Genomic DNA, 16,476 nt, shown 5'->3' on the forward strand with positions numbered 1-16,476 from the left:
CTTCGTTATTAAACAAAGGATATATTATGCTGAGTTATCGTCACTCATTCCATGCGGGCAATCATGCTGATGTCTTGAAACATATCGTCTTAATGCTCATTTTAGAAAATCTTAAACTCAAAGAAAAAGGCTTTTTTTATTTAGATACGCACTCTGGTGTAGGTCGTTATCGTTTATTCTCAAACGAATCAGAAAAAACAGGGGAATATAAAGAAGGTATTGGACGCTTGTGGGATCAAACAAACTTACCCGAAGATGTTGCACGTTATGTAAAAATGATCAAAAAACTCAATTATGGTGGCAAAGAACTACGTTATTATGCTGGCTCCCCGTTAATTGCCGCGGAATTATTGCGCCCACAAGATCGTGCACTATTGACTGAGCTTCATCCTAGCGATTATCCAATCCTTCGCAATAATTTTAGCAACTACAAAAATGTCACTGTAAAATGTGACAATGGCTTTCAACAAGTCAAAGCAACACTACCACCAAAAGAACGCCGTGGCTTGGTGCTAATCGATCCGCCTTATGAATTAAAAGAAGATTATGATCTCGTCGTCAAAGCCATTGAAGAAGGTTATAAACGTTTTGCCACTGGTACCTACGCGATTTGGTATCCTGTTGTATTACGCCAACAAACTAAACGTATTTTTAAGGGATTAGAAGCAACGGGGATTAGAAAAATTCTAAAAATTGAGCTCGCAGTTCGCCCTGATAGCGATCAACGAGGTATGACGGCAAGCGGTATGGTAGTAATTAACCCACCTTGGACATTAGAAACCCAAATGAAAGAAATTTTGCCTTATCTCACAAAAACATTAGTTCCAGAAGGTACAGGAAGCTGGACTGTCGAATGGATTACTCCAGAATAACCGTCTCTTCCCATTCTAAACCGCACTAAATTTCACCGCACTTTACTTCAAAAGTGCGGTGAAATTTTCTGAGATTTTAAATCCCCCAAATCATTAACCACACTGTTCCCAAAAGCCCATTTTTTCGCTAGAATGCACGCAATTTTTGACTTAATAAAGGATAACATTATGTTTGGAAAAGGCGGTTTAGGCGGCTTAATGAAACAAGCCCAACAAATGCAAGAAAAAATGCAAAAAATGCAGGAAGAAATCGCGCAACTAGAAGTAACGGGTGAATCTGGTGCAGGTTTAGTGAAAATCACAATTAATGGTGCACACAACTGCCGTCGCATTAACATTGATCCGTCTTTAATGGAAGACGATAAAGAAATGTTAGAAGATTTAATCGCGGCCGCTTTTAACGATGCGGTACGTCGTGCAGAAGAATTACAAAAAGAAAAAATGGCATCGGTTACTGCTGGAATGCCATTACCTCCAGGAATGAAGTTTCCGTTTTAATTATTAGGCGCGTGAAGATAAGATTCACGCGTCATCTCTCATTTGCCTCTCATTAAATCACTATGCAAAGCAGTCCACTTTTAGAACACCTTATTGAAAACTTACGTTGTCTTCCAGGCGTAGGGCCTAAATCTGCGCAACGTATGGCTTATCATCTTTTACAACGTAATCGTAGCGGTGGAATGAATTTAGCTCGAGCACTCACAGAAGCCATGTCTAAAATTGGCCATTGTTCACAATGTCGAGACTTTACGGAAGAAGATACTTGCAACATTTGCAATAATCCACGTCGTCAAAATTCAGGTTTGCTTTGTGTCGTTGAAATGCCAGCAGATATTCAGGCGATTGAGCAAACGGGACAATTTTCAGGACGTTATTTTGTCTTAATGGGGCACTTATCACCACTTGATGGTATTGGTCCTCGCGAAATTGGCTTAGATTTACTGCAAAAACGTTTAGTAGAAGAATCTTTCCACGAGGTGATTCTTGCAACAAACCCAACAGTGGAAGGCGATGCAACAGCAAACTACATCGCTGAAATATGCCGCCAACATAATATCAAAGTGAGTCGTATCGCTCATGGCATTCCTGTCGGTGGTGAACTGGAAACTGTGGACGGCACAACGCTTACTCACTCTTTTCTAGGCCGTCGTCAAATCGACTAATCTTCTCATACCATTATGCGTTTATTTATCGCCGAAAAACCAAGCTTAGCTCGCGCTATTGCTGATGTGCTCCCCAAACCCCATCAACGCGGGGAGGGTTTTATTAAATGTGGCGATAATGATGTGGTAACTTGGTGTGTAGGGCATTTGCTCGAGCAAGCTGAACCCGATGCCTATGATCCTAAATTCAAACAATGGCGTTTAGAACATCTCCCTATCATTCCTGAAAAATGGCAACTTTTACCAAGAAAAGAAGTGAAAAAACAACTTTCTGTGGTAGAAAAACTAATCCATCAAGCTGATACACTTGTTAATGCAGGAGACCCTGATAGAGAAGGACAATTACTTGTAGATGAAGTGTTCAGTTATGCCAATTTATCTGCCGAAAAACGCGATAAAATTTTACGCTGCTTGATTAGCGACCTGAATCCAAGTGCGGTAGAAAAAGCGGTTAAAAAATTACAACCCAACCGTAACTTTATTCCTCTTGCCACATCTGCACTCGCACGAGCCCGCGCCGATTGGCTTTATGGCATTAATATGACTAGAGCCTATACCATTCGAGGCAGACAAACTGGCTATGATGGCGTGCTTTCGGTTGGCCGGGTGCAAACCCCCGTGCTAGGTTTAATTGTACGTCGAGATTTAGAAATTGAACATTTCCAACCCAAAGATTTCTTTGAAGTACAGGCTTGGATTAGTCCAGAGAATAAAGAGGAAAAAACTCAGGAGAACTCAACCGCACTTTTCAGTGCCTTATGGCAACCTAGCAAAGCTTGTGAAGATTATCAAGATGATGATGGCAGAGTGCTTTCTAAAGGCTTAGCAGAAAACGTTGTAAAACGTATTACAAATCAACCTGCAGAAGTAACCGAATACAAAGACGTTCGTGAAAAAGAAACGGCGCCCTTGCCTTATTCCCTTTCTGCGTTACAAATTGATGCAGCAAAACGATTCGGCATGTCCGCTCAAGTCGTATTAGATACGTGCCAACGCCTATATGAAACTCATCGTTTGATTACTTATCCGCGTTCTGATTGTCGCTATTTGCCCGAAGAGCATTTTGCCGAACGACACAATGTACTAAATGCAATTTCAACCCATTGTGAAGCTTATCAACGCTTACCAAATGTCATTTCAACTGAACAAAGAAATCGCTGTTGGAATGATAAAAAAGTAGAAGCTCACCATGCAATCATTCCAACAGCCAAAAATCGTCCAGTAAATCTAACACAAGAAGAACGTAATATTTACAGCCTTATCGCTCGCCAATATTTAATGCAATTTTGTCCTGACGCAGAATATCGTAAAAGCAAAATCACATTAAACATTGCCGGCGGTACTTTTATAGCTCAAGCGCGAAATTTACAAACTGCCGGGTGGAAAGAATTGTTAGGCAAAGAAGACGATACAGAAAATCAAGAACCCCTATTACCAATAGTAAAGAAAGGTCAAATTTTGCATTGTGAACGCGGAGAAGTCATAAGTAAAAAAACTCAGCCGCCAAAGCCTTTCACAGATGCAACCTTGCTTTCAGCAATGACGGGCATTGCACGATTTGTACAGAATAAAGAACTCAAAAAAATCCTGCGAGAAACGGATGGATTGGGTACAGAGGCTACTCGCGCAGGCATCATTGAATTACTTTTTAAACGCGGTTTTTTAACGAAAAAAGGGCGAAATATTCACAGTACAGAAACTGGAAGAATTTTAATTCAGGCATTACCAGATATTGCCACCCAACCAGATATGACGGCTCATTGGGAATCGCAACTCACAGACATTAGTCAAAAACAAGCAACCTATCAACAATTTATGCATAACTTGAATCAAATGTTGCCTGATTTAGTCCGTTTTGTAGATCTTAATGAATTAAGACAATTAAGCCGCATTAAAATGATTAAATCCGATAGAATGAAACCTAAAAGTGCGGTAAAAAAATCGAGTAAATCAAGCGGTGAAACTGATTAAAGTTAAACCAATTAATATTTTTTTTATGCAAAGCACTTGCGAGAAAATTGAATTTTCTATAACATTCACGACCAGTTTTCTTGCAAAATTGCAAATTAGAGAGAAAAAATGTATCAAGTTCTTTTATTTATTTATGTTGTTGTCGCGATTGCCTTGATCGGGTTTATTCTCGTTCAACAAGGTAAAGGGGCGAACGCGGGTGCATCTTTTGGTGGTGGCGCATCAGGTACAATGTTTGGCTCTGCTGGTGCAGGTAACTTTTTAACACGTACCAGTGCGATTTTAGCAACCGCATTTTTTGTTATTGCTCTTGTTTTAGGTAACATGAATTCACATAAAGGCAATATTCAAAAAGGTGCTTTTGACGATTTATCACAAGCTGCAGAGCAAGTTCAGCAACAACAAGCAGCTCCAGCGAAAGAAAATAAAAATAGCGACATCCCACAATAAAATAGGATTAGCATAAAAATTAACGCTCTGGTGGTGGAATTGGTAGACACGCTATCTTGAGGGGGTAGTGACCACAGGTCGTGCGAGTTCAAGTCTCGCCCAGAGCACCATTTGACTAAACAAAGCCCTGCGAAACTAATCGCAGGGTTTTGTTTTATCCAGGTTTCACAAGGGTTTATAGCACTTTCACCCCTCATATCTAATCGTCTCTAATTGTCTTTAATCGCAAATTTTAGTAACCAAAATAGTAACCAAAACTTATAATGGTTACTAAAACCTTATCAGTGAAATTACAAGATGGCCAGAATAGTAAAACCTTTATCTCCGACTGAAATCAAAAATGCTAAACCAAAAGAGAAAGAATATACCCTATCTGATGGTGAGGGCTTATTGCTGCTAATCTTACCTAGTGGTTCTAAAAGCTGGCGATTTAACTACGCTAGACCAGTAACCGGGAAAAGAACCAAAATGGCCTTAGGCAGTTATCCAGAATTATCATTAGCAGATGCTCGTGCTAAACGTGAAGAATACCGTGCGTTACTTGCGAAAGGTATCGATCCACAAGAAGAAAAAATACGCATCCAACAAGAATATGAAAACCGTCTAAAAGATACATTCCATTCTGTTGCAGAAAGTTACTTTAATGGTATTTACAAAGAAAAAGCTAAAAATCCAGAAACACGAGAAAAGAATTGGGAACGATTGAAAAATCATATCTTCCCTTATATTGGTGATAAGCATGTATCAGAAATAAAAGTAAAAGAGTTAGTTAGCATTTATGAAAAAATAGCAGATAGAAGTAACACGCTCAAAAAAATCCACCAGCTTGTCGGTGCCATTATGGATCATGCAATAACAAAAGGTATCATAGAAAGCCATAACTGCAGATTGGCCGTGAAAAACTTCTATATAAAATCCTCTACGCCACATCCCACTATTAAACTTGATGAACTCTCAAAATTATTCCAAGACTTAGAAAATGCTCGTATAGGGAAAAAAACCTATTTATTAATTTGTTGGTCATTCTTAACGGCATTACGACCAAAAGAGGCGGTAAATGCGGAATGGTCAGAAATTGATTTTGATAACAAGTTGTGGAATATCCCCAAAGAAAAAATGAAAGGACAAGCAGATAAAAAACGACCGCATACTGTGCCTTTATCTTCACAAGCAATTCAGCTTTTAGAAGTGATGAAACTGTTTTCAGAAAATAGCTCTTTTGTTTTTGCTGGCCGCTCATCAAAAAATCAACCCATGAATAAAGCAACCGTAAATGTTGCTCTAAAACGTATCGGCTATAAAGATAAATTAACTGCTCACGGCATCCGTGCGTTTATTAAAACATTCTTAGCCTCTCATAAAGTTGAACGAAATGTATCTGAAACTATTCTCTCTCATTTATTAGAAGGCGGAGACGACTTAGAAAATACTTACAATCGATATAATTATTTAGAAGAAAGAAAACCCATAATGCAGCTTATCGGTGATTATTGTGAATCTTGCGGAATGAACTTAAATTTATAATTAGTATATTAAAAAAGTTTTTTATAGGTTTTAGTCTTCACCTCTTCACCTTTGATGCTTTTTATTTATAAATCAATACTTTAAATGGTGAAAACTACCCTTTTAACCCTTCACCAAGCCTTCACCTTTTGGTGAAGACTCAATAAAAAAGCGGGGTTTAACCCGCTATTTTTAACTAAACATTTCATTTCGAAAACTATCAAAATCCTTAAAATGGATATTTGTCCTACGTCCAGTTTTGGTATGTTTCTTCATGAAATCATGTTTATTGCCATTCTGTTTTAAGGCTTGCTCAACCCCAATTACAAAATTGTTCAGCCCTAATTCAGCGATATTCATCGCTTTTGTATAGGCTAAATAAGCTGGATAAAGGTGCGTTCTTATTTTGTCTAATCCCATGCTTGTAACACCAATAAAAAGCCCATCTGTTTGTTCTGTCGTGTAGAAATAACCAAAGAAGTCTGTAAGTGGATCAGATAGTTTTTTTACTTCTAACGCCTCTTGGCTTTCCATTTGTGCTTTTAAAGCCTTTTTCGCATCATTTGGATCAGGGAATGAATCAAACACCTTGCGAATAATTCCGCCCACTTCTAGAGTGATTTTATCCATAAAATGCGGATCGCGTTCATCTTCTGGCACTATCTTTTTGAAGTCAAAAATAACACGTCTTCGATCAACTCCACCAGAACGCTCTGTAAATGAACAAGGTCTATTATTTATCAGCATAACTAGGGCCGTGATTTTTACATCAAATGGATCTTGATAATTATATCTCACCCTTACAGTGTCCCCGCCAGTGATAGATTTCAAACCGCTGCCGTCTCCAGCATATTTTGATTGTTCAGGGCATAAAATCAGCGTTTTATTTTCAAGTCCAGATAGTCCGCGTTCATCATCAAACTTTTCTAAATTACTTGATGCAGTGTTTTTTATACCAGCCAACAAAGTGGCGATACTGGCAAACACAGATTTACCACTTCCCCCCTTTCCTGTAATTTCAAAGAACATTTGCCAGTTGTAACGATTGGTTAAGATCGCATATAAAACGGCTAGAATGTTTCTTGCTTTCTCTTTGTTTCCATCAGATACAAAGCTCAACCATTTATCAAAGTGTGGCGTATCTGCAGCCTGTTTATCATACTTATGAGGAATAAAAGAGGTTAGCCAGTTTTGCCGATTATGCGATTCAAATTCCATTGTATTGCGATTTAACACGCCATTCTCAAAGGCTATCAAATCGTTAGACATTTCTCCCATTCTTGGCAATTGGGCTTTTAATGTCTTGATTAACCGCTCTATTGTAGAATCGCTGTAGTTAAATTCATTTTCATCGAGAAATTTAACTGCTTTCTCTTCCAAGTCATCATTTTCTTGTTTATTCCACGTTTTGCCATCATAAGCATAGATTTCTCTGCAACCACGCTGCAGTGCCATATCTAAATTTAACCACTTTTGAAAGGCTCGTGATTTTTTGTTCGTCCCGTCTTTTTCTTTTAGTTTCTCTGACGGTACTATTTTCTCTGCGAAGTCTGCAGTATCTTTATCATTGCGTAAGAGTTGAATATAAGCACTTAAATCTTCTTTAGTCTCCGCTGCAGAATCAAGAAGTTTGACATCTATTGCATCAGAGTTTTTAGCTAAGTTTTGACAAATAGCCGTTATTTCAGCTTGTGCCAGCTCACCATATTGAACAAGTTTTACTGATTGTTGATCTTCTTTGACTATGCGGATAGATGAAATATTCTCTAATTGTTTTTCAGCAAGAATAACTGGTTTTATAGTGCTATCTAATCCGTGAATTAAAGAACATAACAAGAGCCATTCTTCACCCTTTCCGTTATCCCATGCTTGCCAAGCTTTACGCCCAGCAAGAATAAAAATATCAGAGTAAGGTTCATGAATTTGATCCGCAAGGTGCGGTGCATTGATTAATTTAGCCATTGTTGGCCTCCTTGCTCCGCATCAATCCCTAATCCAATTCCTGCGCATTGCTTAAATAAAAATGCGTCCTTGAACTGAATCACTCGAATTTGAGCAGTAGGGTAGATAGATTTAAAAGGTGCTATCGCTTCCTCAGCCTCCGCACGTTCTCTTTTTCCCTCTGCATGAATAATGGGAGCGCGTGCATTGCCTAAGCTAATTTCTAGCGTGTAATGGTTTAAATTAATGGCTCTGACGTTCGTTAGTTTCCCTTGTCGAGCATAATCTCGATGAAGGCTTAAAATATCCCCTTTGCTTTCTCGCATTGCGACAACAGTCAGCATAAATAAATCATCAACAACGTGATAGCCAGCAGTTAAAATAAAAGCAGTTTTACTCATTATTTCCCCCTTGCAATTTATCACCTTCAATGCGTTCAATATTGAGTTGGTTTATTTGTGCGATAACTTCACCGAACTTATGGATTAAGTAGTCATTAGCTTGATTAAAGTTTCTGATTGTTTCTTGGTTATTTGGGTTAAGTTTTGCGCCTTGCGCCTTAACCATTTCATTAAATAACTTTCCGCCTGTTTTTAATCTCACCACTAAATCAGTAAGTTCATCTCTAAACTTGATTTTGTGATGGAAGTCATCAGGATAGACTTCTAAACATTTACGGTTGCTATCTAAAATCAGCTTGAATTGGCGTGTGAGCTGGGCGAATTTAAAGGCTAATGGATTCGCGTAGAGTTTCCCTTGATATTTGTTTTTGGTCTCGCCTTGCGTCTCCTGTTGTGTTTTTGAGGTCTCCTCAAATTTGAGGTTACCTAAATTTTTAACCGAACTTTTAACGGGTCCAATTTTGGTCTTGTTGGTGTTAGCAGAATGCAGATTTGCATTGCGGTTATCTTTCCACTGTTGAAGTTGTTGCATTGGGTTACTTGGTTTCATGTTGTGCCACCTTTCTAATTGTTGCTGCTTTCTTGATTTGTTCGATTGATGCCGCCAGTCCTTTGTAGTGTCCAGAGTGTAGATAATCTTCTGCAAAGGCTAAGAATTGTTTAATCCGTTTACAAGATTTCTCTAACTGCTCGGGTGTCGGTGTATAGGGTTCTTTGAATGCTTTGATTTTTTTAGCTTTCATTGTCTCCCCCTTTCAAAATCGTGATCACTTCTAACACTCGACCGCAAATATCGGTTTGTCCCATTTCGTGCTTACATCTGATTTTTGCCTGTAACGCATCTCTAAGCGTGCCATATTCGCCTGCTATGAATTGGGCGCCATCGTCATAAACAAAGATTAATTGATAGGGGAGGTTTACTTGTTCAGTCATTGCTTACCTCCTGTACGCCTTCAATAAAAGCTATACGTTCTTCCATATCAACTTTGATATAACTCAAGAGGTTCTTAATACCTTTGATAGTGTAGGCAATATCAAAAGAATCCATTTCATCGAGCACATCAGGGTTGATATATAACGCCAATAACATGCTTTCTAATTGACTTAATCCGTCCATCTGGAGCTTTAACAAATTAATCTGGCATTGTTCTACTTGGATAATGCGGTTAGCCATGTGCCACCTCCATTTCAGCAGATACAGAAAGGGTAGGAAGTGCCGCTAAAGTGCGGTTGTTTTGAGGATTGATTCTCGCCACCACCGCAATAAAACGATAATCAGCAGATAGGCTCAAGCGTGCCTGTTCTTCAGTGGTAGAATTAAGAGATATGACGCATAAGTTAAAATGCGATTGTGTGCGATTGACGCAAAGAAATTTGTAGATCATTTCTGCGGTGTCCTTGTATAAATTTTCAGGAACTACCGCTAGACTTCTCACGGTCGGGCGGTAGAACGTAACGAGGTGAGAAACTGCCATACAAGGAAGACAGCCCGTCATAGACGGCTCATTACGCTCTACCATTGAAGAATAAATTGTTGATAAATGTTGAAAAATCCGCAATTTATTTTGAGGTGTGCGAATGTCACGAACAAAAAAAGCACGGTTTTGTGGCGTGCTATCGTTCGCCTTGTATAAATTCAGCTTCTCACGGCTGGCAATCACTTTTTCTGATTGCGAGAAAATAATGCCAAATTTCACCGCACTTTGTAAAGTGTTTTTTATAAAGATTTCTGATAAAATAGTTTTGTAACCACCCATATGGTTACCTCCTTAAATTAGAATCGTTTCTAAATTGTTACGCCATAGTTCTTTTTTCGTCACTATGGCGTTTTTCTTTTCTATTAACCAATGATTAAGCACGTGCAGCCTTCTGTTCTTCAATCCATTGATTCACTTCTTCTAAATCCCAACGGACAAAGTTTTGTGAAAAGCGGATTGGTTGAGGAAATTTTTTAGCTTTTACAAGCAAGTTGAGTTTGGTACGACCAAAGCCAACAATATGGCAAGTGGTTTCACCAGAGATTAGTTTTTGCTGTGGGTTTAAATTCAGATTTAATTTTTGAGCTTCGTTCATGAAAAATACCTCTCGTAGTTAAACATAAAATGCGTGGTGTAACGTTACGAGAGGTATTAGAAAGGATTTAAAGATTTGGAATAATTGCTAAAAACGGTTTATATACACTAGTTCGTCATTTTTTTTGATTTTCTTTTTCGTCTCTCACCATTTTTAGCCTTTGGATCAATTTCCTCAAGCCAATTTCTCAAGATAGTGCTGTCTGCAGCATTAATTCTTCTAATTTCTTTTACACGGTTTAGTATCTCTTTTCTTGTTATATCAGGGTCTTTATCCCATACTTCTGCGGCAAATGTTTGTACAAATTTTTTCTCGCTCTTCGGTTCTTTGTCTGTTTTACCTTGAAGATGCATTTTGAATTTATGAGCGACATTAATACGACTTTGTAACTGCTTTATTACATTAAATACGTTGTCCAGGAGATAATTTAAAAGTGCGGTGTTTTGGTTATTTTTATTGATTATTGATTGAATGATTACATTTATTTTATCTGCATCAATATTTTGCTCTTTTAAAATATGAACAAATTCTATAATGCATTGGTTTTCAATTGATTTTACTGATGATTTAATTTGAGAAATTAAGAATTCCAAATCTTGTTCTTGTAAATCTCTTTTTTTCCCTTTCTTCAAATCATCATAAATCATGCTATTCAATAGTTCTCTTTCCTCTTGGAGATGCATCAAATATTCTTGGTTTATTTTATTAAGGTCCGCCATATCATTTACCTTTTGGGATAAGTTCTCTTTTCGAATTTATTTTATATTGCTGGGTTACGATAGGCTACGATTGTTTTTTTGTTATTTGGTTTGAGATATAATAAGAACGTTCAGGAATGAACAGAGTGGTAGATGATGGCCACTTAACTTGTAAGTCAGATATTGTTGCAAAAAAAGCCCGCTTAGTCGGGCTTTATTTTTTTAATTTAGTTTTTTCATTTCACTAATGAATACTTTTTTTGCAGTATTAATAGCCCTTGATTTCCCTTTACCCCATGCTCTTTCCATAAAATGTGCACCGCTCATTTTTCTCGTTCCACGATCTAACATAAACCAATAAAAAGGGTCGGTGCGGTCTTTGGTGTTATCTCGAACGCTTGCCATTCTGCGGCCTTTAGTTCTACGTATGCGAACAATAGTTATCCCACCGCTTTTATCTTTAAATAATCTTGTTCTGTGGCGCACATTGTTTTTTACCGTGCCTTTTTTTCTAAAATCAGTACTCTTGGATAGAGTTGGAACAATAGGTTTAATTTCATCTTTTAATACTTGTGCTGCTGCGTTTAATGCTTTTTTGATCGCCTTTGGTTGTTCTATCCTTAACTGGTTTTCAATCTTTATTCTAAATTGTTCAATTGCGTTACTAAAGTCGCCCATTTTATTCCTCCTATAAATCAATACCATTAAATTGTTCTAATGCGTGTTTGTGTTCATCTGAAAGCTCGAAAATCAAATCGCCATATTCAAGTTGATAAGTGCCGAATGACATTAGAAAGGCTACGGCTGGGTCGATTTTGTTTGCGGCTTTCTTCTTGTTTGGTTTAATGTTGGCGTTGGCATCAGTTTCCATCGCCACATTGGATAACGCCCAGGTAAGCACTGGATCGCCATGATGTTCTATCATCTGTCTATTGATTAGCACTTCTGCACTTTTTGCCACCGGGCTAAATCGTTGATAGGTTTGCGGGAATGGTTCAACCTCAAGCCCTGCCGCTTGTAATTGTGTGCGTAGGTGAGTGGCATTCCATACGTCAAAGCCAATCATCTTAATATTGAAACGTTGTGCATCTTTCAAAATATCATCTCTGATTTTGTCGTAGTCGATACAGTCGCCCTCGGTTGCAATCAGCCAACCACTACGCACCCAGTTTCGATACATTGCACGGTTTTTATTTGCCACGTTATTAAGTTGAAATTCGGGGATATAATGCCGAGTAACTAACCGCACTTTCTTCCCTTGTGGAAAGGTATAGCAAAGACTGGTTAAGTCATTGGTGCTAGATAAATCCAGTCCTAAATAACAATCTTGGTGAAGTAAATCGCTTTCGGTGTACTTGCGTTCGCATTGCGCCCAGTTTCCTTCGCCGAGCCATGGGGTTGTGCCTTGGCACCATACATTAAATCGCTTGGTGAGCATTTCCACCCATTCGGAAGGAATTCCCCTCGCTTTCTTGATAGTGTTCTCAAAATCAAGGTAAGGAATGGATTTACCAATATTGGGATTGGCTTTTATCCAGTTCTCTTGTTTGTCGATTTCACTTTCTTCATCTAATTCAAAAATCAATACGAACAAGCTGTCGTTCTGCTCATTCCCTTCAAGGATTTGAGCGCAATAATCATAATGCTGTTTACAAGCCGAAATCACGTTGCTGCCAGCCGTTGTTATGGCAAAGAGTAAACCTTCTGGGCGTGCGCCTTGTCCTAGTTCTAACGCGCTATAGACGCGGTTGTCCGTGTGTAGGTGATATTCATCAACAATCGCTAAACTAGGGTTTGTGCCTTCAATGGTTGATGATTTGGCGGCAAGTGGTCGCATGATACTGTTGTTCTTCGGGTTGATGAGTTTGTGCTGTTGAATGTTGAGCCGTTTTTTCAGTAAAGGCGAAAGTAAGCACATTTGGCGCGCATCATCAAAAACGATTCGGGCTTGATCTCGACTCACGGCTGCCGTGTATATATCTTGTTGGCCGCCTTCCATCACCAAAAACCAATTGGCTAAAACGGCTGCTACCGTTGATTTGGCGTTTTTTCTTGCCACTTGAACGTAAGCAGAGCGATATTTTCTTAATCCTGTATCTTTTCGTTTAAATCCTAGAATGTTGGCAAAGAGAAAAACTTGCCAATCTGAAAGAATAATCGGCTCACCTCTCAAGTGTCCTTTAACGTGTGGGCATAGTTTCGAGAAAGCGATAAATTTTTCTACCGCACTTTGATCAAAGAAATAATCGGGGTTGTTTAAATCGTTAAAATAACGCGCTACGGCTTGTTTTATCTTCTTACAAGCCACGATTTCACCTGATTGAATTTTCTCTGCGTATGCGTGCCAGATTGCCATATTTAGCCTACATGGTTAGGATTTCATCAATCATATCGGTTGAATCAACTTCAACAGGATTTTTCCTGCGGCTAACTGGATCAAAGCCTAACAGTGAGGACATTTTCACCATCACTTTTTCTGCATCAGCTTTCGCGGATAATGCAGGGTTTCTTGATTGCGTGCCTTGGCTATTGACGATTGAAAAGCCGTTTTTGTGAATATCTTCAACGGCAGCACGGAAAAGAGAATAGTTCACGCAATATAACTCAAGGTGAATTAAATCGGCATCTTGAATATCGCCACGTTCAAGAAGTTGAGGGATACGCTCTTTCCATACTGATTTAGCAATCGGATCTAAAAAACTTGGCGGGGTGTGTAAATTCTTCTTTTTGGCTGTCATTGTGTTTCCTTATTTTCAAAAAAATTTCCTTGCATAAAAATTAAAGGGGGCGGGCGGTTCTTTAGGCTTGCCATTTTCTTTCTGAAACTCCCCCCACCAGTAAAAGTTTGATATAAATCAAATTTAACCAACGCAATTTTGCGTCGGCTGGTAGGCGAATTTTTTCGCTTACCATATGCAACAGTTGAGGTTATAACGACCTCTCCTCAATTTTGAGGGCAGCTCTATTTCTTAGTACCATAGCTCAGTTGTTACCATATGACCACAACTCAACTGTGGATATATCGCCATAATTCAGGTGTTGCGATATCGAAACACCTCAACTGTGTACATATGCTCATAATTCAGTTGTACACTTATGTACTCAACTCAACCGTGTACATATGCCCATACTTTAATTGTTTCGATATAGAAACGGTTTACTTCTTCGCACCAAATCCGCGTTGGTCTATCACTCGTGTTTTATAACTATGGCAATCACGGCATAAAGATTGATGGTTAGATTCAACCCAAAATAGCGGGTCTGCTTGTCCGTTCTCAATTGGCTTGATATGGTCTATCACTGTAGCGGGCGTGTAGATACCTTTCTCTAAGCACATCACGCAAAGAGGGTGATGCTTTAAGTATTGTGCTCGGTATTTACTCCACTTGTGATCGTAACCTCGTGCGCTGCTGTTTGGGCGGTTGTCCTTTGGCTTGTGCTCTTCACATCTGCCACACTTCACTTTGTTTCTACACCCAGGATAACTACAACGTTTTAACGGTTGATAAGGCATATCAGTTACTAAATCCTTAGTAAGCGCAAGGCTCTCTATAGACTTCCCATAATGCGGAAATCGTCATTGGTGCTTGTTTAAGATTGGCTAAATCTGTTATAGCCTCACGGTTTGTGTAGAGATAGGCGATATACATTAAGCAGCCGACTTTAATTGATGGCGTAAACGGAACGGTATTTCCTGTTTCTTCATCACCAAAGGTTTTGCCAATATGCTTTTGGCATACTTCCAATGTCGCGACCTTATAAGTTTCTAGTAACGCATCATCTAAATCATGATCAAGATTTAAATGCGCTTTGATGTCATCTAGGGTTAAATTAATATTCCCCATAAGCCTCGCCCTCTTTACACATTAACTGCAATTCTCGGTGTGATTCCATACTGTCAATCACCGAATAAATATCAAATAGTCGTTTACCGTATTTAATCCGCATTTTGTTTGTAATGCCCTCAATGTAGCGAATGCGAATGCGGATGATGTTTTCACCCATTTGAAATGGGCCACTAAAATACTCTCGCCCTTGCAATGGCTCTACACTGGCGCGGACGGTTGCGATATGTTTCCAAAATGCTTTGTGTTCACCGTGTAGATTAGTTTCTCGCTCTCGGGGATAGTTTCTCGCCTCAATGGTGATGACCTTGTTATATTTCCCAGCCTTAAGCATCACTGCCATTACTTGCCCCCTGTTCTTGTTTATCATCGCGTTTAACTTCTACGGTTTGTTTCCAAGCCTGGCTAAATTCATCTCCACCTTCATAAGGCGGTAAACCTTCACGGCGGCGAACTTCATTTGGAGACATTACACCCGCTTTGATTGCTACATCATAGCTACTGAAACGTTCGCTTTGACTGGTGCGCAATAAGTCGCTTGTATCAAATTCGATTAAGTAACGTTTCTTGCTGTTGCTGCCTAAATCAATCATCAAGGCATCTTTGAGTTGTTGCTCAAAGTTAGTAAGCCAAGGGCGCAAGGTTTGAGAAAGAAATGCTCGGCTTGCCTCACTGAAATTCGAATAGCTACTATTCGAGTAGTCTTGTAAGAAAATCGGGCTAATATTGTAGATTCGGGCTATATCGGAAATGGTAAACGTGCGACTGGCTAACCATTCTGCATCTTGGTTTGTCATGCCTAATTGTTTATATTCCATTGAGCCTTCAAGAATAGGCGTTTTGCCAGCATTCTTTGCCCCTTTGTAACGTTCAAGGGCTTTGACGGCTTTCTGTGCTTTTGCATCATCTAACCATTCTGCTGTTGAAATAAGCCCGCTTGCCATCAATCCGTTTTTCATAATGGCTGCACCATGGCGTTGTTGGGCTAAACCTAATCCGACCGTTTCACGACAAACTGTTATCGGAGAACGCCCCATAAATCCATCAACAGAACTATGGCGTAAATGTAAAATCTCATCTTGAAGATAGTTTTTTGTTACCCCGTTTAAGTCTGTGATTTGATAAATATATTCACCTGTTACTTTACGGAAGATATTTACCGCGCTTGGTTGATAAGGAGTAAGGCTTATTGGTTCGCCCTTGTTATTCCACTCAATCACGGCATAAGCGTTACCATTTAGCAAACAATGGCGCATCATCGTATTTTTGAATTGATACGGTGTTTGGCTGCGGTTTGGCATTTCATTGAGAAGATATTCAACAGGATGACGATAGATTCTTTCTCGGCCATCTTCTTTTAGTGCGTATAGATAACAAGGCATTGATGCCACCGCCTCCGAAATGACGGTAACGGCATTCATTACTGCGGGTAACGATTCTGCAGTTTGTGGACTGACAAATTCGCCCGCGCCTGTATTGTTTACGCCCATGTAAGATAAAAGCTCTTCGATTGTGGTTGGCTCGCTACGTTGCTCTTTTCGTCTAAAAGGATTCCACAT

General features: G+C 39.2%; 22 protein-coding genes and 1 tRNA gene. 7 read left to right on the forward strand and 16 right to left on the reverse strand.

The genetic code is table 11. From position 1 onward, the window contains the following. Positions 1 to 26: 26 nt before the first annotated feature. The 7 genes from DV427_RS02130 (at position 27) to DV427_RS02160 (ending at position 5,980) form a co-directional block, all read left to right on the forward strand. On the forward strand, positions 27 to 872 hold the full coding sequence (locus DV427_RS02130) for a 23S rRNA (adenine(2030)-N(6))-methyltransferase RlmJ (RefSeq protein WP_114891154.1): 846 nt from the start codon (positions 27 to 29) through the stop codon (positions 870 to 872). A 168-nt stretch (positions 873 to 1,040) separates the two neighbouring features. Then, positions 1,041 to 1,370, forward strand: a complete 330-nt coding sequence (locus DV427_RS02135) for a YbaB/EbfC family nucleoid-associated protein (protein ID WP_114891155.1) — start codon at positions 1,041 to 1,043, stop codon at positions 1,368 to 1,370. Positions 1,371 to 1,432: 62 nt separating this feature from the next. Further along, positions 1,433 to 2,035, forward strand: a complete 603-nt coding sequence (recR, locus tag DV427_RS02140; RefSeq protein WP_114891156.1) for a recombination mediator RecR — start codon at positions 1,433 to 1,435, stop codon at positions 2,033 to 2,035. Between the two features lie 15 nt (positions 2,036 to 2,050). Further along, on the forward strand, positions 2,051 to 4,006 hold the full coding sequence (locus DV427_RS02145) for a DNA topoisomerase III (RefSeq protein ID WP_114891157.1): 1,956 nt from the start codon (positions 2,051 to 2,053) through the stop codon (positions 4,004 to 4,006). 108 nt (positions 4,007 to 4,114) lie between these two features. Further along, positions 4,115 to 4,456, forward strand: a complete 342-nt coding sequence (gene secG / locus DV427_RS02150; protein ID WP_005676206.1) for a preprotein translocase subunit SecG — start codon at positions 4,115 to 4,117, stop codon at positions 4,454 to 4,456. Between the two features lie 24 nt (positions 4,457 to 4,480). Next, positions 4,481 to 4,566, forward strand: a tRNA-Leu gene (locus DV427_RS02155). A 187-nt stretch (positions 4,567 to 4,753) separates the two neighbouring features. Then, positions 4,754 to 5,980: a tyrosine-type recombinase/integrase gene (locus tag DV427_RS02160; RefSeq protein WP_114891158.1), complete on the forward strand. Its 1,227-nt coding sequence runs from the start codon at positions 4,754 to 4,756 to the stop codon at positions 5,978 to 5,980. 171 nt (positions 5,981 to 6,151) lie between these two features. On the opposite strand, the gene DV427_RS02165 is transcribed toward DV427_RS02160, so the two are convergent. The 16 genes from DV427_RS02165 to DV427_RS02240 all read right to left on the reverse strand — a co-directional run bounded on the left by DV427_RS02165 (position 6,152) and on the right by DV427_RS02240 (position 16,476). Then, on the reverse strand, positions 6,152 to 7,921 hold the full coding sequence (locus tag DV427_RS02165) for a DNA primase family protein (RefSeq protein WP_114891159.1): 1,770 nt from the start codon (positions 7,919 to 7,921) through the stop codon (positions 6,152 to 6,154). After that, positions 7,909 to 8,301: a hypothetical protein gene (locus DV427_RS02170; RefSeq protein ID WP_114891160.1), complete on the reverse strand. Its 393-nt coding sequence runs from the start codon at positions 8,299 to 8,301 to the stop codon at positions 7,909 to 7,911. Before DV427_RS02170 ends, DV427_RS02165 begins: the two co-directional genes overlap by 13 nt. Continuing rightward, on the reverse strand, positions 8,294 to 8,851 hold the full coding sequence (locus DV427_RS02175) for a hypothetical protein (protein ID WP_114891161.1): 558 nt from the start codon (positions 8,849 to 8,851) through the stop codon (positions 8,294 to 8,296). Before DV427_RS02175 ends, DV427_RS02170 begins: the two co-directional genes overlap by 8 nt. After that, entirely contained in the window at positions 8,838 to 9,044 is a 207-nt protein-coding gene (locus DV427_RS02180) for a hypothetical protein (protein ID WP_046942480.1), read from the reverse strand. Before DV427_RS02180 ends, DV427_RS02175 begins: the two co-directional genes overlap by 14 nt. Beyond that, positions 9,034 to 9,234 (reverse strand): hypothetical protein, encoded by a 201-nt coding sequence (locus tag DV427_RS02185; protein WP_114891162.1) that lies wholly within the window; start codon positions 9,232 to 9,234, stop codon positions 9,034 to 9,036. The genes DV427_RS02180 and DV427_RS02185 overlap by 11 nt, the downstream gene beginning before the upstream one ends. Beyond that, complete coding sequence (locus DV427_RS02190) at positions 9,227 to 9,475, reverse strand: hypothetical protein (RefSeq protein ID WP_114891163.1); 249 nt, start codon at positions 9,473 to 9,475, stop codon at positions 9,227 to 9,229. The genes DV427_RS02185 and DV427_RS02190 overlap by 8 nt, the downstream gene beginning before the upstream one ends. Further along, positions 9,468 to 10,058, reverse strand: coding sequence for a host cell division inhibitor Icd-like protein (locus DV427_RS02195; protein ID WP_420920539.1), 591 nt, complete (start codon positions 10,056 to 10,058; stop codon positions 9,468 to 9,470). The genes DV427_RS02190 and DV427_RS02195 overlap by 8 nt, the downstream gene beginning before the upstream one ends. 94 nt (positions 10,059 to 10,152) lie before the next feature. Next, positions 10,153 to 10,374, reverse strand: a complete 222-nt coding sequence (locus DV427_RS02200; protein WP_114891164.1) for a helix-turn-helix transcriptional regulator — start codon at positions 10,372 to 10,374, stop codon at positions 10,153 to 10,155. A 107-nt stretch (positions 10,375 to 10,481) separates the two neighbouring features. Further along, complete coding sequence (locus DV427_RS02205) at positions 10,482 to 11,093, reverse strand: hypothetical protein (protein ID WP_114891165.1); 612 nt, start codon at positions 11,091 to 11,093, stop codon at positions 10,482 to 10,484. 201 nt (positions 11,094 to 11,294) lie between these two features. Next, a complete protein-coding gene (locus tag DV427_RS02210) occupies positions 11,295 to 11,750 on the reverse strand; it encodes an HK97-gp10 family putative phage morphogenesis protein (RefSeq protein ID WP_114891166.1) in 456 nt (151 codons plus the stop codon). Between the two features lie 10 nt (positions 11,751 to 11,760). Next, complete coding sequence (locus tag DV427_RS02215) at positions 11,761 to 13,428, reverse strand: terminase large subunit (RefSeq protein ID WP_114891167.1); 1,668 nt, start codon at positions 13,426 to 13,428, stop codon at positions 11,761 to 11,763. 7 nt (positions 13,429 to 13,435) lie between these two features. Then, a complete protein-coding gene (locus DV427_RS02220; protein WP_005626376.1) occupies positions 13,436 to 13,810 on the reverse strand; it encodes a phage terminase small subunit P27 family in 375 nt (124 codons plus the stop codon). 419 nt (positions 13,811 to 14,229) lie between these two features. Next, positions 14,230 to 14,586, reverse strand: coding sequence for an HNH endonuclease signature motif containing protein (locus DV427_RS02225; protein ID WP_114891168.1), 357 nt, complete (start codon positions 14,584 to 14,586; stop codon positions 14,230 to 14,232). Between the two features lie 16 nt (positions 14,587 to 14,602). Further along, positions 14,603 to 14,917 carry a head-tail connector protein gene (locus DV427_RS02230; protein WP_114891169.1) on the reverse strand — a complete coding sequence of 105 codons (315 nt, stop codon included), beginning with the start codon at positions 14,915 to 14,917 and terminating at the stop codon, positions 14,603 to 14,605. Next, positions 14,904 to 15,260, reverse strand: coding sequence for a phage head closure protein (locus tag DV427_RS02235; RefSeq protein WP_005626382.1), 357 nt, complete (start codon positions 15,258 to 15,260; stop codon positions 14,904 to 14,906). Before DV427_RS02235 ends, DV427_RS02230 begins: the two co-directional genes overlap by 14 nt. Then, the gene (locus tag DV427_RS02240; protein WP_114891170.1) at positions 15,244 to 16,476 is read right to left on the reverse strand and encodes a phage portal protein; all 1,233 of its coding nucleotides are present in this window, start codon (positions 16,474 to 16,476) and stop codon (positions 15,244 to 15,246) included. Before DV427_RS02240 ends, DV427_RS02235 begins: the two co-directional genes overlap by 17 nt.

Source organism: Haemophilus haemolyticus (assembly GCF_003351405.1).
Taxonomy (GTDB): domain Bacteria; phylum Pseudomonadota; class Gammaproteobacteria; order Enterobacterales; family Pasteurellaceae; genus Haemophilus; species Haemophilus haemolyticus_N.